Source organism: Balneola sp. EhC07 (genome assembly GCF_001650905.1).
Classification (GTDB): Bacteria; Bacteroidota; Rhodothermia; order Balneolales; family Balneolaceae; genus Balneola.
The window spans coordinates 220685-241794 of the sequence record NZ_LXYG01000018.1 but is presented as its reverse complement, the minus strand read 5'-3'; the positions used below and the strand labels follow the sequence as shown (position 1 = coordinate 241794).

Sequence of the window (21110 nt, the reverse complement as noted above, 5' to 3'; positions counted from 1 at the left end):
CTTTATTTTTAAAAAAGCATTCCTGCAATAGTTGCTGTCATCATCGTTGCCATAGTACCTGCAAAAACAGCTTTTATTCCGAATTTAGCTAAATCAGATTTTCTGTCCGGAGCAATACCACCAATTCCTCCGATCTGAATAGCAATTGAAGAAAAATTAGCAAAACCACATAACGCAAAAGTTGCCATTGCAATAGTTTTAGGTGAAATATTTGCGGCTGATACTTCATCTGCCAATTTGAGATATGCAACAAACTCATTCAAAACAATTTTAGTACCTATTAAACTTCCCATGGTAGTTGCGTCAGCCCATTCAACACCAATTATCCAGGCGATGGGAGCGAGAATCCAGCCTAAAACCATTTCGATACTCAGTTGAGCTCCCAGCAAACCTGTTAAACCGGTTAAGTCAGAGATCCAACCGAAAAACCCATTAAACATTGCTAGTAATGCTATGAACGCCAATAGCATAGCGCCTACATTTAAAGCTAGTTTTAAGCCTACACTAGCTCCGGTAGCAGCGGCATCGATTCCGTTAGCATCTGTTTTTTCAACTGTAATTGATACATCACCGGCAGTGGCTGCTTCTTCTGTTTCAGGATAAAGAATTTTAGCAATTACCAATGCAGCAGGGGCAGCCATCAAACTAGCACCTAATAATCGTTCGGCAAACAGTTGTTGGGCAACTTGAATTTCAAGACCATTAGCAGCCGCAAATGAGGTTCCAAGCATAGCTACATACGCGGCCATAACTCCTCCGGCAATTGTTGCCATTCCACCTGTCATAACAGCGAGTAGTTCGGACTTGGTCATTTTACTTATGAAAGGCTTGATCACTAAAGGCGCTTCTGTTTGTCCTACGAAAATATTAGAAATAACCGACAATGTTTCAGCTCCTGAAGTTCCAAGCAATTTCTGCATACCTTTTGATAGTACTCTTACTATAAATTGCAGCACCCCATAATGATAGAGAAGGGCGGTTAAGGAAGCAAAGAAGATAATGGTAGGTAAAACCTGAAACGCAAATATTACTCCCAAGCTTTCCTGATATTCCGGACCTTTTCCGAGAAAGCTAAACAAGAAAGAAGCTCCTTCGGTCGTATACTGCAAAACAATAACAAAGAAGCTCGCAATTTGTTTAAAAAGTAATTTTGGCCACCCTAGTGGTGAAAAGATCGCTTCTATCTGATCAGATTTAAGAATAAAAATAGCTAAAATAAACTGGATACTGAGTCCTGTTCCTACTAAACGCCAGTTAATTCTTTTTTTGTTATTTGAGAACAGAAAAGCAATTCCAATAATTGCTACCATTCCAAGTATCCCGCGTAATATATTTTCCATTAAGAGTTTTCTAAGTTTAAATTATCTTCTTCCTGAGGTGCGACTTTTGGTTGTAAAAACGGTCTGATCGGCCTCCCGCGCCTTCTATCTACAGAAGGACGGAAACAATGCCTGGCACGAGGCTCATAGGCATCGTATTCTCCTACCAACACTTTGTTGGTATCTTCTATTACTCTTTGAGAGAAATTTGCCATTGTTCCACTTTCCGCACAAACAGCATGGAGCTTTGTAACATATTCTGCAACAGCTAAAAGATAGGGCATAGGTCCAAAGGGTTTTCCTTCAAAATCCATATCAAGTCCGGCTACTATAACTCTTTTGCCATCATTAGCGAGCACATTTACAATATCAACAATTCGTTCATCAAAGAACTGAGCCTCGTCTATACAAACTACTTTGGCATTAGATGTGAGTAATACTATTTGATCTGCAGTGTCCACCAAAATGCTTGGGAGTGCAGTTTCATTATGAGAAACAACTTCTGTATCACTGTATCTTTTATCAATAGCCGGTTTTACAACTACAACTTCTTGCCCTGCTATATGAGCTCGTTTAGCCCGACGTATCAGTTCTTCCGTTTTTCCACTAAACATTCCTCCACAAACAACTTCAATCCATCCATATTCTCTGGGAGCAAACGAGGGTTCATTAATCATCAATTTTATCTTCTTTTAGAGAGATTGCCAATCGTTGTAATATATTAGGGCGAATAACAAAAGGAAAGGAAATCTGATATTTAGATGTTAGATTAATATATAACTCTGACTTTCTATCTGAAAAATGCTAAACAAGAAACTAATATGCCGAACAGAAACGAATCTTTAAACCTTTTAAATCAATATATAGAAGGAGAGAGCCTGTTACATCATTCTAAAATGGTTGCAAAAGCAATGGAAGCTTATGCAACAGAACTAGGAAAAGAAGCTACCGTAGTTGAAGAGTGGTGGACAGCAGGACTTCTTCATGATCTGGATTGGGAAAAATTTCCTGATGAACATCCAAATAAAGCTATAAATGATATTTTACCTGCTCACGATTATTCAAAGGAAGTCATCGATGCCATTAAAGCACATGCACCTGAAAGAACCGGTAAAGCTCCTGAGGCAGAAATTGAACGATATCTCTTTGCATGTGATGAGCTTTCGGGATTTATGCATGCAGTGTCATTGATGCGTCCTACAGGTTTTGAAGGAATGAAAGTGAAATCGGTAAATAAAAAACTCAAAACTTTAAAATTCGCTGAAAGTGTACCCAGAGATGACATTAAAAAAGGTGCTGAACTCATCAATAAAGAACTGAATGATCATATATCCTTTTTGATATCCGTATTTTCTTAAACAAAAGACTAGGTTCAGTCTATCTTTCAAAATATTAGAATCAAATGGAATTTTTTGAAAATTGCTCTAAATTAAGTTAATTGTTCTATCCTCTAACTTAAGTAGAATTAGTTATGAAACAGATATCAATTCTCTCTTGTCTGATTGTAATAGTAACTAGCTATTCAGTCTCTGCTCAAAATTATAGCACTAATTACTCTCATACCAATCATAAAGTTTTTTATCAAACGAATGGTCTTCATTACGATCTGTTCGATGAATATGAGTATGACAATCAATTTGGTGCTTATCGGTATTTACCAACACTTCAATCAATTCGGTATAACAGAGTGGATGCTCTTTTTGTTGGGGTAGGTTCAGATTTTACTGATCCGAACTCTGAAATTTTAAATATTGGTGGAGTTGATTTTGATGGATTCATAGGATACTCAACCGGTCAAAAAGACTGGCAGTACAGAGCTTCTGCTACTAAAACATTTGGAAATTGGATTTTATTTGGGGGAGAATTAACGAGTAGTTCTGCCACTAATGATCTCTGGAGAACAGGGCTTTCTGAAAATTCTATCACTACATTAGTAGCCGGGTATGATTACCACGACTATTATAAAGCTGAGGGTTACGGAGTATTTTCTGAGATTAATTTGGGAAGACTTATAAGTCTTGGCGCAAGTTATAATTACACTACTTATAGTACCTTAGAAAATAACACGGAGTATTCATTTTTTGGAGATGGAAATATAGGTCGATTAAATCCAGCAATTGACCCTTCAACAGATATGATCGATCAGGAAAGTATTGGTCTGAGACTTACTTTAAACAAGAAAGGTTATACAAAAGGAATTATAACCAGTAAGTTTTTAGCAGAGGCTGAGCTTTCTGACGCAGGTTTTGCTAATGATTTCAACTATAATAAATTTGAGATAACTACTCTAAACTACTTAAAACTTGATGATCATACTCTTTTTAAATTGAGAGTTAAAGCTGGTTCGATCACAGGTGAAGTACCTGAATTTAAAAACTTTGCTTTAGGTGGAATTGGCTCACTACGCGCTACAGGATATAAATTCTACAGAGGAAACAGAATGTTTATGAGTAACGCAGAGGTAGTTTTTGGTGATCTATGGGACTACGATGATGGTGAACTTGAAATAGACGGACTTTACTTAACACTATTTTTGGATTCTGGTTGGACCGATTTTGTGGACTCAAATTCTAATGATCCTTTTTCAGGATTTGAGTCATTAGGAGTTAAGACACTAACTCATAACATTGGAGCCGGTATTGGTACTGGATTTATCAGACTCGAAGTCGCTACACCGATAGCAGGTTCGGACGGGTTTACTTCTCTTTGGGTTAGATTAAATCCTACATTCTGATATTTATATCAAAACTCTTTAAAAGCTGACCATCCTGGTTGGCTTTTTCTTTTTACTTCATTACATAATTTTTACATATAGTTAAAGTTTGCTATTTTGATGTATGAAGAAATTCGTTTTAAAGAAAGAAGAGCTAAAGCTTCGACCTGAAGAGTTTTCTATTCCATACTCAGAATTGCTTAATGAGAAGCAATTAAGTGCTGTATTCTTCGATAAAGGACCGGCATTGATCATAGCAGGAGCCGGAACCGGAAAAACCAGAACTTTAGTCTATCGTGTAGCACGATTGGTTGAAAGTGGGATTGATCCATCGAATATTCTTTTATTAACGTTTACAAGACATTCTGCAAAAGAAATGCTAAATCGGGCAAGCAATATTCTCGACGACAGATGCAAAAGAGTAAAAGGAGGGACGTTTCATTTTTATTGTAGCCAGATCCTTCATCGCTATGCTGAAAGAATAGGATATCCCAACAATTTCACGATCATAGATTCAGCAGATGCTTTAGAAGTCATTCAGTTTATACGAACTAAACTCAATCTTCATAAAAAGAATAAACGCTTCCCAAATAAAAATACTCTTTTAAAAATAATTAGTACTGCTGTAAATAAGCATTTAGATCTTCGAGTGGTTGTTATGGATCAATATCCACAATTTGCTGAAGCCATAGATAAGATAGAAGACGTTGCAGTTGGATATTCCGAATACAAAGAAAAAAACTTTGTTATGGACTTTGATGACCTTCTCATAAAAACTACGCAACTTCTTGAACAGCATGAAGATATAAGAATTAAAATAGCTTCTGACCATAAATTTGTAATGGTAGATGAGTACCAGGATACAAATCAGCTTCAAGCAGACCTGACTAAACTATTTTCAAGTGTCCATAAAAATGTAATGGCCGTAGGAGATGATGCTCAAAGTATTTATTCATTTCGTGGTGCTGATCATCAAAATATAATGGAGTTTCCGGACATTTTTGATAATACGACGATCATAAAGCTTGAAGAAAATTACAGATCCACTCCACAAGTGTTAAATGCTGCTAATAACCTATTAAAGCAGGCTTCTTTTAAATTTGATAAAGAATTGTATTCAAAAAAAGAAGATTCAGATTTGCCGGCTCTGGTGCAAGCGCCCAGTGAGCATGATCAAAGTCGTTTTATTTCACAGGTGATATTGCATTTAAGAGAGCAGGATATAGATTTAAACGAAATTGCAGTTTTATTCAGAAGTGGCAGAGATTCTTACGATCTGGAAGTTGAATTGAATAGGAAAAACATTCCCTTTGTAAAGTTTGGTGGTCAAAAATTTACCGAGGCAGCTCACATAAAAGATGTATTAGCACACGTTCGGGTTATCGTTAATCCTATGGATACAATAGCGTGGAACAGAGTTTTAATGCTAATTGACGGAATAGGTCCTAAAACAGCGCAAGATCTTTTTGAATGGATAAGATTGGCAAAAAACCCCTACGATCTTGGTATGGCTGATACAGTAAGTAAATCTTACTTAAAGCAGATGGAAAAATTGAGTAAACTTCTTCAATCTTTCAAAAACTCTGAATACTCTGTGTCAGAAGTAATAGAAAACATAGTAGAATATTACAGAGTTTTCTGTGAAAAAAGATACGACGATTATCCTAAGAGGTTAAAAGACCTGGAAGCTTTTGTTAATATTTCAACCGGATTTAGTTCGCTCTCAAAAATGTTAGAAGAACTGGCGCTGGATCCAATTTCTGCCACTGCAGTTGATACTGAAGAAAAGGTGCATGAAGAAGCGCCCCTTGTATTAAGTACAATTCATTCAGCTAAAGGTTTAGAGTGGAAACATGTTTTTATAATTCAATGCTTAGATGGAATAATTCCTTCTGCATACTCAGTAGAGGATGATGAAAAACTGGATGAGGAACTACGATTATTGTACGTGGCAACAACGCGGGCAGAAGAGATGTTATACTACACTTATCCTATGCTCGCACAATCAGCTTATGGAGACTACTTTACAAACCCTTCAAGATTTCTAAAAGAGCTAGAGAAAGATACTATAGAAGAGTGGCAACTTGAAGAAGAAAAAACTCCTGAGTTAGCCGAACTAAGCGACCCAAAAAAGTTAAACAATTAAGTCGTTGTTATCTTTTTTCAGGAACTCTCTTTGATGATACATTTCATAAAAAAGCCATAAAACAGGGTATATTGGAAAGAAAATAGCAATAGCGATCTCGGTTTTAGAACCTCTTGGCTTTCCTCCGTCAACAGGTAAAGTTATACCTGCAATGCCTGCAACCCAAAGTATAAATAAAACAAAAAGACCTAACGCGAGAACCAAAGCTCCTAAAAATCCTATTTCAGTGTAGAATGTTTTTAACATATAAGTTGGGCTATAATAGTTGTATATTTACTGTTCTAATTTATAAAGACAAATTCATAAATGCTCCCAGTAGTTTCCATTGTTGGAAGACCTAATGTAGGTAAATCAACTATATTTAACAGATTAATAGGTAAAAGAAAAGCAATAGTTCATGACGAATACGGTGTGACCCGAGATAGACACTACGGGCAATCTTATTGGAACGGTATAGATTTTAATGTGATAGATACTGGAGGTTATCTGCCTGATGATATGAATGTGATGGTTGTAGGTATCCGTGAACAGGTTCACATAGCTTTGGAAGAATCTGATGTGATTCTGTTTGTAGTTGATGCAGAGCATGGAATAAACACCTTAGATAGGTCAGTATCCCAACTGCTGCGCCAGCAAGAGAAGCCTGTACTTTTAGTAGCCAATAAAGCCGATAATGAAATGAGAAGGTTAAATGCATCAGAATTCTATGAATTAGGGTTTGATGAAATATTTCCTATTTCCGGAATAAGCGGCATCGGAACCGGAGACCTTTTAGATAAAGTTACAGATCTACTCCCCGAAGCTATAAAAGAAGAAGAAGACCCATCACCAAAAGTCGCTTTTATTGGTCGCCCAAATGTTGGTAAAAGTAGTCTGGTAAACGCCTTATTAGATGATGAACGATGCATTGTAACCGATATAGCCGGAACTACAAGAGATACCATTAACAGTAAATTGAATTTTAATGGTAAAGATTACGTGTTAGTGGATACAGCTGGACTTCGTAAACGAACTAAAGTGAAGGAAAACATTGAGTTCTACAGTACAGTAAGAACTGCAAGAGCAATTCAGGAATGTGATGTTGCCGTCCTTATCTTAGATGCTATGAGGGGCTTTGAAGATCAGGATAAAAGAGTTTTAAGAGAAGCTGAAAAGTATAATAAAGCGCTGATTATACTATTGAATAAGTGGGACTTAGTAACAGAAAAGGATACCCATACTGTTAAGGATTTCGAAAATTATATTTATGAATCTACGCCACAGTTAGATTATGTTCCTATTCTTACTATTTCAGCACTGAATAAAAAAAGAGTCCACAAAGTAATGGATGTTGTAGAAGAAGTAATTCAGGAGAGGAAAAAGGAGATAGGCACTTCAGAATTCAACAATTTCATTGAAGACATGTTATCGATGAGGCCATTACCAATGAAAAGAGGCCGGCAACTTAAAATTCAGTATGGAACTCAAGTAAAATCAAATCCACCCGTATTTAAATTTTTCATGAACAGCCCTCAAGATCTTCCTCCAAACTACAGAAGATTCATAGAAAATCAGCTGCGTGAACGGTATGGATTCAAAGGTGTTCCAATAACAATGGTGTTCCGTCAAAAATAATTGATAAAAACAGGAATAATCTTTGAAGCTGATGTTACAAAGGTTTATTTTTGAATATAAATTCGAACTATACTTCTGACCAATTTAGATGGCTAAGAATCTCGAGAAACCAGTTTTAAATGCTTTAAGTAGCAATCAAAAGAATGAGCGAAAGCTTAATTTCTTAGAAAGAATATATTTACCTGAGATATTCAAAGGGCTTTGGTACACATTCAAACAAATGTTTCAGCCAAGGTTTACAATGAACTATCCTGAAGAGAAATGGACTCCACCTGCAATTTTCAGAGGAAGACCTGTTTTGGTTGAAGATCATGGTAAAGAACGTTGTGTAGCATGTGGATTGTGTGCTCGCGCTTGCCCGCCTCTCGCTATAAGTATGCAGGCTTCGGAGACGGAAGATGAAAAAGAACGTTTCCCGGATTTCTTCGAAATAAATATGTTAAGGTGCATCTACTGCGGATACTGTGAAGAAGTTTGCCCGGAAGAGGCAATTGTAATGAGTAAAGACTATGATATAGTTTTTGAATCCAGAGAGGATGCAGTTTACGATAAAGAACGATTGCTTGTACCAAAAGAAGATCTGGAAGAAAGACTTGAGTACTTAAAAACTTACAAAAATACTCAGTTTGGTAATTTTTGGGACTTTCAGGAAGAAAATAATATTCATTCTGTTCGAGACAGAGATACAGATTGGAATACCGGACTTTCTTTAGTAGATATGATTAAAACTCAAGACAAAAACGACGCTGCTCCGGCATCTAAGACTTGGAAATAATTTAAATCTAACCTGGTTAGTTTGATAAATCAGCAACAGCTTGATCATCTCATAAATGATATTGAGTATCTCAAATATGAAATACAGTCGCTTAATAAAGTCATAAGCTTTGTTCCTTATTCCCGGAAACCTTTAGGTGGGGAATCTATAATTGAGAACTTATTATCTATCAATTCTACACAATCCAGAATTGCAACTGTACTAGAAGCATTAAAAAAACAGGGAGAAGGATTAGAGTTAGAAGACTTCTTAATTTTTGATAGGGTAGAGCTCACAGAAGAAGAAGTTGAGAACCTAAGTGTTTCTACTGTTTTAAAGGACATTGAAGTACTTAGAACGGATTTAATTAAATTTCTTAGAGATAAACCACCATCTTATTTTGAAATTGAAATGACTGAGGAATCTAAAACCGTTTCAGTTTTAGATGTTTTATGGGCTATGGTTACTGAAGAAAGAAAATCCTTGAAAGAAATAGCTCAACTAGTGCTCACTTATCAGTCTGATAAACAATTCCAGAGAGAAATAGCCTCAAGACCCAAGCATTAATTTATGGATCTATCAAGTTGGTTAAGTCTTCTAAATGTATTAGTGCTACTGTTTTCATTATTTCAGCTTGTCAATGTTATCATCGTTAAAAAATCTTCTTTTTTGATTCTTTTGAGTTCTGCACTACTAACTTATTTGATTTCAAATGTTATCTATTTAATTGATGATGCACTAGTTATAACCATTCGCTTCCTGAATACCGCAAGTTTAGTTTGCATACTAAGTGCATTATTTAATCTGATACGGGAATCAAAACCAATATTCGCCAGGTTTCCAACAATTTTAGGTTATCTGCCTTTTGTAATTCTTCTGTTCATCCCTTTAATTCTGGATCAGTCAGTTATCTATAACCTGATATTAGGCACGTTTCAAGGAGGGGCACTTATTGTCTCAATTTTGATTTTCTCAATAAATCAAAAAAACGAGAAGAATTACTCACTACTGATTATTGGTACTTTAGTATGTTTAATTGCATTCATTTTCTTTTGGATGATCCCATTGACAGATATACAAAGTACCGTGGTTACAGAATTACTATTGATTGCAGGCGTGTTACTGATCTCGCTTGGAACGAAAAAATCTCAATTAAATAATCCAAATGGCCGATCTATTATATAAAAGTGCTCCTGACTTTACATTACAAAACACCAAAGGTGAAAAGATAAACCTTAAAGATTATGAAGGGGAGAAGAATGTAGTTCTATTATTTTTTCCTTTGGCATTTACCAGTACTTGTACAAAAGAATTGTGCCATACACGAGATAATCTAAAGATGTACAATTCTTTAGACGCTGAGATACTTGGAATAAGTATAGATACTTTCTTTACACTTAAAGAATTTAAAGAATCACAAAACATTAACTTCCAACTTTTGAGCGATTTCAATAAAGAAGCCTCACTAAAATATGATGTTTTATACGAAGATTTTTTTGGTATGAAAGGAGTTTCAAAAAGATCTGTATTCATTATTAATAAAGAAGGAATAATTGTTCATACTGAGATATTAGAAAACGCGAATGAACTACCAAATTTTCAGAAAATAGAAGAAGAGTTAATGAAGTTAAATTGATTAACTTTACATAATATATATTATACGACACTTGTTGTATCATATGAATTAAATCTAACATACTTAAACGAGCCTTAACATTTACTTAGCTGCAAACAGTGTATATTTAAAATTAACTAAGAGACTCCTATGAATGTATTAATTATAGAAGACGACAAAGTATTATCACTGTTGTTATCCAAGATGGTTGAGAGATTGAATTATCGAGTAGTCGGAATATACGCTAAAGGATCAGATGCGATTACTAAAGTTCAAGAGCTTGATCCCGATCTAGTCTTAATGGATATAATGTTAGAAGATGATATCGATGGAATTGAAGCTACCAAAGAGTTTCAAAAAACTAATACTACATCTAAAGTTATCTTTATAACTGGAAATTCTGACTCTTATAACAGAGAGAGAGCAAATTCTACCGACCATATAGACTATTTGGTTAAACCTATAAGCTTAGACGATCTTAAAAATACTATCGAAAAGATTTAGTAATTAGTCTTTAGCCATTTTAAATAAAATAGGGATCGTATACTTTACAGGCACTGGTTTGCCGCGTTGCATACCGGGTTTGAATTTAGCTAGCTTTATTACTCTTAGTGCCTCCTCATCACAACCACCTCCGATGCCTCGTAATACAATCGGTTTTGTAACATTACCCTCTTTGCTAATTACAAACTGAACGACTACTCTGCCTTCTATATTTGCTTGCACAGCCACATTAGGATAAATTACTTTAGATTGAAGGTCACGAAGACCGTTAATTAAAACCGGTGGTTGTTCTACTACTACAAAAACCTGTTCTTCTTCTGTATCATTTTCATTTTGTGGCAAAGGCGGTGGCCCTAAAGTTATGATCTGATCGAAATCAATTTCTGAGCTCATGAAAATAATTTCATCTTCAATGATCTCATCATTGGGTACTTCGATAGGAACCACTGGTCTTGGAGGTGGCGGCACTTTAAGCTCTTGTTTAGTTTGAATAGTTTTCTCTAAAAAAACTATTTCTTCATGTTGCTCGAAATTAGTTTTAATAATTTCGTTAGAAGAAATATCAATTCGGGTTAACAAATTCAAAATACCAAGAGAAAGTATTAAACCAGTCTCAAAAAAAAGAAGATAGTTTTTCTTAAGATTGATTTTGCGGAATTTTATAGATCTGTGATTTTTCATCTTAACCTCCTTAATTCTTATCTGAAATTAAAACAGAATTATGAAGAAATGATGAATTACAGACTCAAAAACAGAAATCTAGAACTCTAGTCGTAGTGCTTTATTTTAATGCTGTAATCTCCTTTTTTGGACGGTTTAAGATCTATTTTATCGATTATAGCATCTAAGGTTAGGCTTCCAAACAGTTTAATTATTTTAAAATCCCCTTCTTTTTCTGTTTTAATGGAATTCTTTACTCTTAGTGGGTCAATAACTACTAGGATCAAGTCCTTATGTTTGTGGATATCCAGGTTTACATAATTCTCTAAATCCTTCTCATCAATACATTTAATAAAGCCGAGTTCGTCTAGACTTTTTGGATGAAATGTTCCTTCAGAAGCAATTTCTTTCCAGTTTTGATCGTCAATTACAGTAAATAGTAAATCGTAATCCATTTCTTTTAATTATATGAATAGTGTATAATTGCATCGCCCTTATTTACTACAGGACAATAGTTTAAACCAATAACCCTACCCTCTTTAGGGGCTAATATTTTGGCATGAAGTTCTCCATAGGCTCCATTGATATATCCAAGAGGCTGTTTTTTCTTAAAAGTTTCTCCGAGTTTTATTGACGGTGAAAACAGACCTGCATAACTAGACCTGATCCAGCTAGAGGAACTATAAATTTCAGTGCTATGTCCCTCCTTTTTAAAGTCTACCATCCCTAAATGATTCATTAGTCTTAATGTACCATTTAAAGCTTCTTTAATTCCGAACTCATCGAATCTTAATGATTCTCCTGTCTCATAAACCAAAATATTTTTTCCTTTTCTAAATGAAGCGCTTCTAAATGACTTAGGAATTAACTTTGAGTTAATTATTAAAGGCGGTTGAAATGCTTTTGCAAGATCAAGAGCTTCATCATTAGACAGATCTACTCTTATCTGTGGATAATTAGATCTACTAGCACCACCGGTATGAAAATCTATACCACAATCTATATGTGGGATTATATTTTTCATAATAGTGTAGGCTAAAAGCTTAGCTAACGAACCTCCCTTTCTAACGCCCGGAAAACTACGATTTATATCCTTTCCATCAGGAAGCCCTCTTGAATTTTGAATAAAGCCATAGATATTCACTATAGGAATAGCGATAACTGTTCCCCGATCAGGAATTACATCACCTGAATCGATCAATCGTCTTATAATCTCAACGCCATTTAGCTCATCACCGTGTAAACCACCGGTTAACAAAATCGTAGGTCCATCATTTTCTGACCTGTAAACGTGAACAGGAAGACTTATTGATGTTCTGGTTGGCAAGCTTGCAATATCAAAATTGATAATTTTGTTTTCGCCCGGCCTTATTTTTTCTTTATTTATTGTGATGCTACTAGGCATTACTTTTTATTTTGCGACGCTTTGAAGGGTTATTTCTCTGGGCTTCTACAGCCGTGGTAACATACTTGATAATATTGCCTGCGATATCTTTACCGGTTGATTTTTCAATACCCTCCAACCCAGGTGATGAATTTACTTCTAAAATTAAAGGACCTCTTTCGGATTGTAACATATCTACTCCGGCTATTGGTAATCCCATTGCCTGAGCAGCAGTAAGAGCCGCTTCTCTCTCCTTTTTTGATAGCTTAATTAAGCTCCCGGAACCACCTTGATGTAAATTAGACCTGAACTCCCCTTCTTTTCCCTGGCGCTTCATTGCTCCTGCTACTTTTCCATTTACGACAAAGACTCTTATATCGGCTCCCTTACTTTCTTTAATAAATTCCTGAACAATAACACGTGCTTTCATGCTGTGAAATGCTTCTATCATTGATTGGGCTGCTTTTTTTGTTGGAGCTAACACAACCCCATAACCCTGAGTACCTTCAAGCAATTTTACAATCAAAGGCGCTCCACCAACCGAATCAATTAATTTATCAACCTCTTTAGAGTAGTTTGTAAATACAGTTTTCGGAAGTCCGACTCCGGCTTTAGCTAGAATTTGTAAGCTTCTCAGTTTATCTCTAGAGCGTACCAAAGCCTGAGATTCAACAGCACTAAAGATGTTCATCATTTCAAACTGACGAACCACTGCCGTTCCATAAAAAGTTACGGAAGCACCAATACGAGGAATAACTGCATCAAGATCAGATAGTTGTTCTCCTTTATAAAAAATGGTGGGTTTATCCTGTTCAATTACTATATCACATTTTAAATGATCAATAACCTTTGCTTCATGACCTTTTGCTTCTATTGCTTCAACAAGTCTTTTGGTAGAGTATAGATTAGCGTTTCTCGAAAGTATTCCTATTTTCATATTTATTTAGTTTTCCTCTTTATTGGATAAGTATTTTTTAGAAACATCTACAAGAAATTTGGTTTTTAAAAACTTGCGCCCTACTAAGATCGGGTATTTCATTTCTGAACGATTAGTAAGTGATAATTCAATATCATGCTCTTTATTAAAAAAGATAATTTTAGTTTTAACAAAAACTCGTAACTCAGTTTGGCCGTTTGAACTTTTTACCTCCCTTATGTCTGATACGGGCAAAGAAAATAAGCGTTCATTATATGAAGGGTGTTCCGGGTCTAACAGGTTAAATTTCACCCATTTAGCACCGTTCTTCTCATATTCTTTAATATTGTGACAATGTAAACTTGAAGAATAAGCTCCGGTGTCAATTTTAGCTTCTATTTCTTTAATATCCCATTTTGGCAAATCTACAATTTCCAGTCTGCCAATAGTTTCTTTTTTCTTTTTCTTCATTTCTACAAAGATAACTCATTATTAATTGATCTTCACTTTCTGAACTCTATTTTATTAAACCTTTGCAATATATTTATAATCGATCTGTTAAAATGAGTATGCTTAAAAAAGGTTTGTTGATAATAGTTTCTACTATTTTATTTCTAACTTTCTTTTCAAATTTGATATTTGCACAGACTCAAGCAGCTATAGTGCAATATTCCGATAATGATTATATAAATTCAGTTTATTTGGAATTTGGAGGAGCAGGAACATACTTTACTATCAATTACGATCTTATAATCAACAGGTCATCGGTTTTAAGGTTTGGAGCCGCACCAACTATATTTCAACCATCTATGAATTCCAATAGGACCATTGAATCTAATAGTGATGATTTGACTGTTGTAGGTATAATCTCTTATTCAAAGTTGATCAAGTTTTCAAGTTCACCTCACTCGTTAGAAACAGGCTTGGGTATCGCATTAGGAGATATTGAAACTGAAGACGTTCCCGGAGCACCTTCTCTTTTCGCTAATATCGGTTACAGGTTTTTAACTAATAAAGAAAAAGGATCCTCTATAAGATTATCGTTCACCCCTTTTATTAAAAATAATAAAATACATCCTTGGTTTGGTGTATCTTTAGGGTATTCCTTTAAACCTAATTTTTTTCAGTGATTACATCCCCTACTCTGGTTCTGGATAGAAATAAAGCCCTTGAGAACATTAAGAAAATGTCTTCAAAAGTTTCGAAACTCGGTTTAAAATTCCGCCCCCATTTTAAAACACATCAGTCTTTAGAAATTGGTAATTGGTTTAAAGAATTTCCCATTGACGGAATTACTGTCTCTTCTCTAAAAATGGCAAAATATTTTGCATCGGATGGATGGGAAAGTATTACAGTAGCATTTCCTTTTAATATTCTTGATATAAAAGAAATTAACGCTCTGGCTTCAAAAATAGATTTAAGAATCTTGGTGGTTGACTCTGAATCAGCTATAGAATTAGATAAGAACTTAACATCAGATGTATCTGTTTATATCGAAATAGATCCCAATTATGGAAGAAGTGGAATTCATCTTAATGATACTGAACAGATCGGCAATCTGATATTGGCTGTAAATAATTCTGAGAAATTAACGCTCCATGGTTTTTATTCACATGCAGGTCATTCATATAAATGCAGATCATCAAATGATATAGCACGATTCTCCAAGCCTATTATTGACAGTTTAAGTCAAATAAAGAATAAATACGACCTGCCAATTTGTTTTGGAGACACTCCCTCCTGCTCTGTTCTAAAAAACTTTGGAGCAATAGATGAGCTAAGTCCCGGTAATTTTGTTTTTTATGATTGGATTCAGACACAGATCGGTTCTTGCGATCCGAAAGATATAGCCATTGCAATGAAATGTCCTGTAGTTGCTAAATATCCGTCCAGAAATGAATTGTTAATTCATGGAGGAGCTGTCCACTTTTCTAAAGATCATGATCTCCTAGAAAGTGGAGAGCCTTATTTTGGTCAAGTTGTTCCAACTCTGAACAAAGGATGGGGAAAACCGATTGAAGAATGTTATTTGAAGACTGTATCACAAGAGCATGGAATAGTAAAATGCTCAGATGAATTTTTCAGCGATACAGAACCCGGAGATCTCATTACAATACTTCCAATTCACTCTTGTTTAACTGCTGATTTGATGGGCACTTACTTAACTACAGATGATGAGAGAATATCCCACCTTTCCGAAAAGAGGATATAAAAAAGGCTCCCGAAAGAGCCTTTTAACTAATTATTTATTCGTTCCCGGCAAACCTAAGCTTTGAGGCTTTGGATCGTTCCAACTAAATGGCTTTGCTTTTACTTTTCTCGGGTAAACCTCATTCAGATTATTCGCATCGTACAAACGACCATTTTTCATAACATGAGTAACTGTATTTGTATTTCTCAGATCATCAAGAGGATTCTCGGAAAGAATAACCAGATCTGCTAATTTTCCTTCTTCAATCGACCCAAGATCTCCATCAAGCCCAATAGATTCAGCACCAAGAATGGTAGCAACTCTGATAGCATCAATATTACTCATTCCACCCGCAGCTACCGACCATAGTTCCCAATGATATCCAAGCCCTTCTAACTGACCGTGGCTTCCTACACCGGCTAGACCGCCTGCTTCTACAATTTTGGTCATAGTTTCAGCGTGCTTTTGGAAAACATGCTCATCGTCTCTGAACCAACCCGGTCTCCTTCTTGTTTTACTTGCCAGTACAGAATAAGGAGTATATTTATTCAATTTAGAATCGTCATATGGATTTTCACGAGAGTAGTAAAAATTCTCAGCCCAAGGCCCTCCATAAGACACCAGTAGCGTTGGAGTAACAGCCATTTTGGATTGAGCTATTACATCCACTACATCATTGTAGACCGGATAAATTGGCAGAGAATGTTCATGCCCCGGATAACCATCAATGAGTTGTGTCATATTTAGTTTCCAGTCTAATGCGCCTTCAGTAGTTGGCATTATCTTTTGCTCACGAGCTGCCTGAATGATCCACTGTCGTTGCTCACGGTTACCTGCTAAATACATTTTGATAGTCTTGGTATCGTAATATTTACTGTACTGCTTCATCACATTCTGAGCTTCTTCTAAGCTTTTTACGTTATACGCCCAGTACCCAAAACCTGGTCCAGTAGAATATACTCTTGGACCGAGCATTCTTCCCGTTTCAACCATATCAGAATAAGTAAGAACATCTGTAGTTGCAGTTTGAGGATCTCTTGTTGTAGTAACCCCATAGGCAAGATTTGCAGCGTAATTAAAGATCTCTTCTTTATGAATTCCCCAGTTCGGCCACATATGCGCATGAGTATCGACAAATCCCGGAGTTATGGTTTTTCCGGTCATATCCATTTCCTGAGCACCGTTAGCAGAGAGGTTTTTTCCAACTTCAACAATTCTGTTATTTCTGATCAGGATATCCCCTCCTTCAATAACTTCATTGCCATTTGCTGTAATAATTCTGGCGTTCTTCAGAAGTATGGATGATTCGGGAATATCTTTTTCTATGGTTACATCTATAGAAAGCTCAATGGGTTTAAATGTATCATCTTTCTTTTTTTCTTTTTTGTCAGATGATTTTTCTTTGTCCTCATCGCCTTCATTATCACCTTCATCCTTATCCTCATCAGAATCTTCATCTTCTTCAGCTTTTTTCTCAGCTTCTTCTTTTTTCTTTTCTTCTTCAAGCTTTTTTGCCGCTTTCACACTGTCTTCGAAAGCTTCTGCATCATCAAAATTATATATGAAATGGCCATTACCTATTGACCAGTGAACTTGTTTAGCGTCAGCACTCCATGTTGGAAATTGCCCACCAATAGTAGTCAGCTTTTTTGAAGGAAATGGTGCAGATGCTGCATTGGCAACAGATATTGAAGGAGTACTTCCACCTGTAACAGGTACAGTGACCACATAAATATTATTGTTTACCTGAGCCAAAGCTTGATCACCCTCCGGAGCCATTTGAATAAAAGCAGCCCGTGAAGGGGGATTGTTTTCTTTGGCATGATCATGATCTCCATCAGGATGAAGAATTTCTGCAGGTGTTTTCCAAACTTCTGCTTCTTTTAAAGCAGTTTCAAGGTTGAATGGTGAATAAGTTGTAATACCGGTAACAGCTACATGTTCTTTTTCATCCGTACCATCCCATCTGATCGATACTAAAGTTCCGGATCTGTTCAGGTAAATACGATCGTCTGATTTTACAAAATGTGGATTTGAGCGACCTTTAGCTCTGTCAATGACAGAAACTTCCCCACCGTTTGAAGGTATCCAAACTATATCCGTTAAAGCACCTGAAAATCCTGGGCCGTAAGAATCGTCGTAAACTTGTTTATCATTTCTAAAAGCAACGATCTTGCTTCCATCTCCGGAATAAACCGGGTTTGTATAAATACCTGTTTTATTGGTTAATTTTGTTGGACGGAATCTTCTAGCGAAAGGGTCAACAGAAACTATAGCCCCTCCTTCTGTAGAATTCCAGGTTACATAAGCCAACTTCTTACCATCAGGAGACCAGGTTGGTTGTGCTTCGGTATCTCCTGAATTTGTTAGTCGTTTAGGTTCTCCTTCAGGTAATTCCTGTATATACAAATCATTCAATACTGTAAATGCCAACCACTTTCCGTCAGGTGAAGGAACAGCGTCTCTGATCTGTGTAGCAATCATTTCAGTTTCATCACTGATCGGATATTTGAAAAGAACTTCAGGTCCCATTTCGAGTTCGGTAGTAACCTCAAATGGAATTTTCGTAGCTTCACTACCATCAACTGGAATTTTATGGATCTTACCACCATAAGAAACTATTAGATGATTGTTATCAGGAGTAAACGACATTGCAGGAAGTACACCAAGAGTTGCTTGAGATTCCATATCATCTCTTTGAACCGGATAAGCCAACCAGTTTTCAGAACCTGAATCCATGTCACGAAGAACAAGTCCTGTTTTGTCTTCAAATCTACTTCCATAAACCATCCATTTGCCATCACTTGAAAGAACTGGTGTAAATGCTGATCCATATCTGGATGTTACAGAAGTACGTTCTCCTGTTTCACGATCATATCTTCCAATCTGATATTGAGGGAATTGAGCATTATAATTCCATGATCCGTTTCTTTGTGAGAAATATATATAACGTCCTGTATGACCTACAGCCGGATCGGTTGTTTTAAGTCCATTCGGAGATGAGATTAGCGCTGTACCACTTCCACCATCTTTATGGTACATCCAGAGTTTAGGAACTCCTTTTCCTTTGGCTCCTATTATATATTCGCCATCTGTTGTCCATTCACCTGAAGCATAACCGCTGGATTTGCCTTTGGTGACCTGAGTTACATCTGATGTATCTTCTAAGTTTATGTAGTATAAATTATCAGCACCATGGGCATCAGAAACATAGAGCAAATATTTTCCATCCGGGCTGTATCTTGGATGAGAATCAAAAGCCATTCCATCCGTCAATTGCTTAGCCTCACCACCCGAAAATGGTATCTCATATAAGTCTCCCATGAAATCAAATGCGATTTTAGATCCATCAGGGCTTACATCTAATGACATCCAAGTAGCTTCTGTAGAATTTACTTCTATCAACCTACCCGGATTAAGAGGTAAGTTTTTTGATTTCTTTTCAATTTTATTAGTGTCTGTTGTATCAGAATGAAGTTCAACAAAGTTTGAACTTCCTGTTACTTGAGCAAACAATAATGTTGGAAAAACACTTAAAAAAAGTACCAAAAAGGTCCCCTTTGTTTTGCCGTAGCGGTTTAGCTTATTCATGTAATTAGTTTTGGTGAGAGTTTTCATTGGAAATAAACAAATTTCCACGTGAAATTAGAGTAAAAAAATGTCTATTTAACAGCTGCTGATAAAACTTCGAATGACTTGTTATCAGCATCCATTCTGCCACGTAAACCAACCGGTATTGTTATGTTAAGTTCTTCGTGGCTTATCATTGCTCCATAAAATGCAGGAATTTTCAAAGGTTTTATCGTATCATTTAAAAGCTGTGGAAGGGTTAAGCTATTAGCTCCTGCGTCGCAATTCGTACACTTCCCAAAGATAAATCCTGAAATTACATCCAGTATACCATTCAATTTTAATTGAGTAAGCATACGATCCAATCTGTAAACATCTTCCCCAACATCTTCGAGAAAAAGTATAGCATTTGTAAAGTCAGGCAGGTACTCTGATCCCATCATTGCCACAAGTACGGAAAGATTACCTCCTAGAAGTTGACCCTCTGCTACTCCTGATGTTATTGTAAAAGCATCAGCTTGGTTACTTGGAAGTGAATATTTCTGTTTTTCCTTTTTGATCAAGACCTTTTCGAAACTTTCTTTTGTGAAATCATTCCAATCTGATTTTCCAACAGGCCCATGAAAACTAACTAATCCTGTTTTAGATAAAACTGCATTATGAAGTGAGGTTATATCACTAAATCCGATAAGAGGTTTTGGATTACTTTTTATGGCTTCATAATCGATCAGGTCGAGTATTCTGTTACAACCCCATCCTCCACGAACACAAAGAATAGCATCTATTTCAGAATCCTTAAACATATCAACCAGATCTGCTGCTCTGTCTTCATCAGATCCGGCCAGGTAACCATACTGATCCTGAACATGTTTACCCAGCTTCAGATTAAAGCCGAGACTTTTTAAAGTAATTATCATCTCATCAAACTGAGAAGCGTCATAAATGGGGCTTGCCGGTGCTATTAAACCGATGGTAGAACCCCAGCTTATAGCATTGGGAAGAATCAACTCATTAACCTCGGTTTTTTCCTCTTCACAAGAGTTTTTTGATAATCCAACTAAACCGAGAGAAGCCAGACTTGTATTTTTTAGAAATTGTTTTCGGGATAATGACATAAGAGAATTTTAAGTTCGCAGTAATTAGCGATATAAATTCTCTTTTTCAATAATTGAATAAACTTGTTCAGGAATATTTGATTTCAGAAACTTGATCTCCGAAATACGGTCCCTAATAGCTGAAGACGAAACTTCAATTGGGGTATGTTCCACAAAAGTAGTTTTGCTTAGAATTTCATTATCGACATTTTTGTGATCAGACTGAGGTCTTTTGGCAACTAAAAGTTCAGCTTCATCTAAAATCTCCTCAAAATGTTTCCAGGTATGGAATTGAGCAAGACTATCTTCCCCTAAACAAAAATAAAAAAAAGTATCAGGGTTGTTTTCTTTTAAAATCTGAATGGTTCGGTATGTGTACGAAGGTTTCGGTAATTCTTTTTCGATAGAAAGTATCTTAAAGTCAGTATCTGAAAAAGCAGCCTTAAGCATCGAAAGTCTTTTCTCGTACGGAACATGCTTTTCACCCAGTTTATGAGGAGGAAATGGAGTTAACAAAATCCATAATTCATCTATAAAACCTGAATTTATAAATGAATACGCGATTTCAATATGTCCGTTATGAACAGGGTCAAAAGTACCGCCGAGTAGACCGATTTTTCTCAAATCAGG

At 36.0% G+C, this 21110-nt stretch carries 22 protein-coding genes; 11 read left to right on the top strand and 11 right to left on the bottom strand.

What is annotated here, in order from left to right; genetic code table 11:
• Nucleotides 1–8: 8 nt before the first annotated feature.
• Together A8B79_RS12955 and A8B79_RS12950 are read right to left on the bottom strand one after the other, a co-directional pair.
• A complete protein-coding gene (locus tag A8B79_RS12955) occupies nucleotides 9–1340 on the bottom strand; it encodes a NupC/NupG family nucleoside CNT transporter (RefSeq protein WP_066223443.1) in 1332 nt (443 codons plus the stop codon).
• A complete protein-coding gene (locus tag A8B79_RS12950) occupies nucleotides 1340–1996 on the bottom strand; it encodes a thymidine kinase (RefSeq protein WP_066223442.1) in 657 nt (218 codons plus the stop codon). The genes A8B79_RS12955 and A8B79_RS12950 overlap by 1 nt, the downstream gene beginning before the upstream one ends.
• 144 nt (nucleotides 1997–2140) lie before the next feature.
• Between A8B79_RS12950 and A8B79_RS12945 the strand changes: the two genes are divergently transcribed.
• The 3 genes from A8B79_RS12945 to A8B79_RS12935 all read left to right on the top strand — a co-directional run bounded on the left by A8B79_RS12945 (nucleotide 2141) and on the right by A8B79_RS12935 (nucleotide 6178).
• The gene (locus A8B79_RS12945) at nucleotides 2141–2677 is read left to right on the top strand and encodes an HDIG domain-containing metalloprotein (RefSeq protein WP_066223440.1); all 537 of its coding nucleotides are present in this window, start codon (nucleotides 2141–2143) and stop codon (nucleotides 2675–2677) included.
• A gap of 113 nt (nucleotides 2678–2790) precedes the next feature.
• Nucleotides 2791–4053 carry a hypothetical protein gene (locus A8B79_RS12940; protein ID WP_066223438.1) on the top strand — a complete coding sequence of 421 codons (1263 nt, stop codon included), beginning with the start codon at nucleotides 2791–2793 and terminating at the stop codon, nucleotides 4051–4053.
• A 103-nt stretch (nucleotides 4054–4156) separates the two neighbouring features.
• Complete coding sequence (locus tag A8B79_RS12935; protein ID WP_066223436.1) at nucleotides 4157–6178, top strand: ATP-dependent helicase; 2022 nt, start codon at nucleotides 4157–4159, stop codon at nucleotides 6176–6178.
• On the opposite strand, the gene A8B79_RS12930 is transcribed toward A8B79_RS12935, so the two are convergent.
• Nucleotides 6167–6424, bottom strand: coding sequence for a hypothetical protein (locus A8B79_RS12930; protein ID WP_066223434.1), 258 nt, complete (start codon nucleotides 6422–6424; stop codon nucleotides 6167–6169). The genes A8B79_RS12935 and A8B79_RS12930 overlap by 12 nt on opposite strands.
• 60 nt (nucleotides 6425–6484) lie before the next feature.
• On the opposite strand from A8B79_RS12930, the gene der reads away from it, so the two are divergent.
• The 6 genes from der (at nucleotide 6485) to A8B79_RS12900 (ending at nucleotide 10665) form a co-directional block, all read left to right on the top strand.
• Entirely contained in the window at nucleotides 6485–7792 is a 1308-nt protein-coding gene (der, locus tag A8B79_RS12925) for a ribosome biogenesis GTPase Der (protein ID WP_066223432.1), read from the top strand.
• An 88-nt stretch (nucleotides 7793–7880) separates the two neighbouring features.
• Complete coding sequence (locus A8B79_RS12920) at nucleotides 7881–8567, top strand: NuoI/complex I 23 kDa subunit family protein (protein WP_066223430.1); 687 nt, start codon at nucleotides 7881–7883, stop codon at nucleotides 8565–8567.
• 21 nt (nucleotides 8568–8588) lie between these two features.
• Nucleotides 8589–9113, top strand: coding sequence for a hypothetical protein (locus tag A8B79_RS12915; RefSeq protein WP_066223429.1), 525 nt, complete (start codon nucleotides 8589–8591; stop codon nucleotides 9111–9113).
• Between the two features lie 3 nt (nucleotides 9114–9116).
• A complete protein-coding gene (locus A8B79_RS12910) occupies nucleotides 9117–9731 on the top strand; it encodes a hypothetical protein (protein WP_066223427.1) in 615 nt (204 codons plus the stop codon).
• Complete coding sequence (locus A8B79_RS12905) at nucleotides 9712–10182, top strand: redoxin domain-containing protein (RefSeq protein WP_066223425.1); 471 nt, start codon at nucleotides 9712–9714, stop codon at nucleotides 10180–10182. The genes A8B79_RS12910 and A8B79_RS12905 overlap by 20 nt, the downstream gene beginning before the upstream one ends.
• Nucleotides 10183–10311: 129 nt before the next feature.
• Nucleotides 10312–10665: a response regulator gene (locus A8B79_RS12900; protein ID WP_066223422.1), complete on the top strand. Its 354-nt coding sequence runs from the start codon at nucleotides 10312–10314 to the stop codon at nucleotides 10663–10665.
• 3 nt (nucleotides 10666–10668) lie between these two features.
• On the opposite strand, the gene A8B79_RS12895 is transcribed toward A8B79_RS12900, so the two are convergent.
• The 5 genes from A8B79_RS12895 to A8B79_RS12875 all read right to left on the bottom strand — a co-directional run bounded on the left by A8B79_RS12895 (nucleotide 10669) and on the right by A8B79_RS12875 (nucleotide 14096).
• On the bottom strand, nucleotides 10669–11346 hold the full coding sequence (locus A8B79_RS12895; protein WP_066223420.1) for an energy transducer TonB: 678 nt from the start codon (nucleotides 11344–11346) through the stop codon (nucleotides 10669–10671).
• 86 nt (nucleotides 11347–11432) lie between these two features.
• Nucleotides 11433–11780 (bottom strand): DUF952 domain-containing protein, encoded by a 348-nt coding sequence (locus A8B79_RS12890; RefSeq protein WP_066223418.1) that lies wholly within the window; start codon nucleotides 11778–11780, stop codon nucleotides 11433–11435.
• Nucleotides 11781–11785: 5 nt separating this feature from the next.
• A complete protein-coding gene (locus A8B79_RS12885) occupies nucleotides 11786–12730 on the bottom strand; it encodes a succinylglutamate desuccinylase/aspartoacylase family protein (protein ID WP_066223416.1) in 945 nt (314 codons plus the stop codon).
• The gene (gene rimK, locus A8B79_RS12880) at nucleotides 12723–13646 is read right to left on the bottom strand and encodes a 30S ribosomal protein S6--L-glutamate ligase (protein WP_066223414.1); all 924 of its coding nucleotides are present in this window, start codon (nucleotides 13644–13646) and stop codon (nucleotides 12723–12725) included. Before rimK ends, A8B79_RS12885 begins: the two co-directional genes overlap by 8 nt.
• Nucleotides 13647–13652: 6 nt before the next feature.
• Nucleotides 13653–14096 (bottom strand): ATP-dependent zinc protease family protein, encoded by a 444-nt coding sequence (locus tag A8B79_RS12875; protein ID WP_066223410.1) that lies wholly within the window; start codon nucleotides 14094–14096, stop codon nucleotides 13653–13655.
• Nucleotides 14097–14188: 92 nt separating this feature from the next.
• On the opposite strand from A8B79_RS12875, the gene A8B79_RS12870 reads away from it, so the two are divergent.
• Together A8B79_RS12870 and A8B79_RS12865 are read left to right on the top strand one after the other, a co-directional pair.
• Complete coding sequence (locus tag A8B79_RS12870; RefSeq protein ID WP_066223409.1) at nucleotides 14189–14755, top strand: hypothetical protein; 567 nt, start codon at nucleotides 14189–14191, stop codon at nucleotides 14753–14755.
• The gene (locus A8B79_RS12865) at nucleotides 14752–15837 is read left to right on the top strand and encodes an alanine racemase (RefSeq protein ID WP_066223404.1); all 1086 of its coding nucleotides are present in this window, start codon (nucleotides 14752–14754) and stop codon (nucleotides 15835–15837) included. Before A8B79_RS12870 ends, A8B79_RS12865 begins: the two co-directional genes overlap by 4 nt.
• A 30-nt stretch (nucleotides 15838–15867) precedes the next feature.
• On the opposite strand, the gene A8B79_RS12860 is transcribed toward A8B79_RS12865, so the two are convergent.
• The 3 genes from A8B79_RS12860 to nadD form a co-directional block, all read right to left on the bottom strand.
• A complete protein-coding gene (locus A8B79_RS12860; RefSeq protein ID WP_082894179.1) occupies nucleotides 15868–19407 on the bottom strand; it encodes a DPP IV N-terminal domain-containing protein in 3540 nt (1179 codons plus the stop codon).
• A gap of 71 nt (nucleotides 19408–19478) precedes the next feature.
• On the bottom strand, nucleotides 19479–20501 hold the full coding sequence (locus tag A8B79_RS12855) for a S66 peptidase family protein (protein WP_066223402.1): 1023 nt from the start codon (nucleotides 20499–20501) through the stop codon (nucleotides 19479–19481).
• 24 nt (nucleotides 20502–20525) lie between these two features.
• Nucleotides 20526–21104: a nicotinate (nicotinamide) nucleotide adenylyltransferase gene (gene nadD / locus A8B79_RS12850; RefSeq protein ID WP_066223399.1), complete on the bottom strand. Its 579-nt coding sequence runs from the start codon at nucleotides 21102–21104 to the stop codon at nucleotides 20526–20528.
• Between the last annotated feature and the right edge of the window lie 6 nt (nucleotides 21105–21110).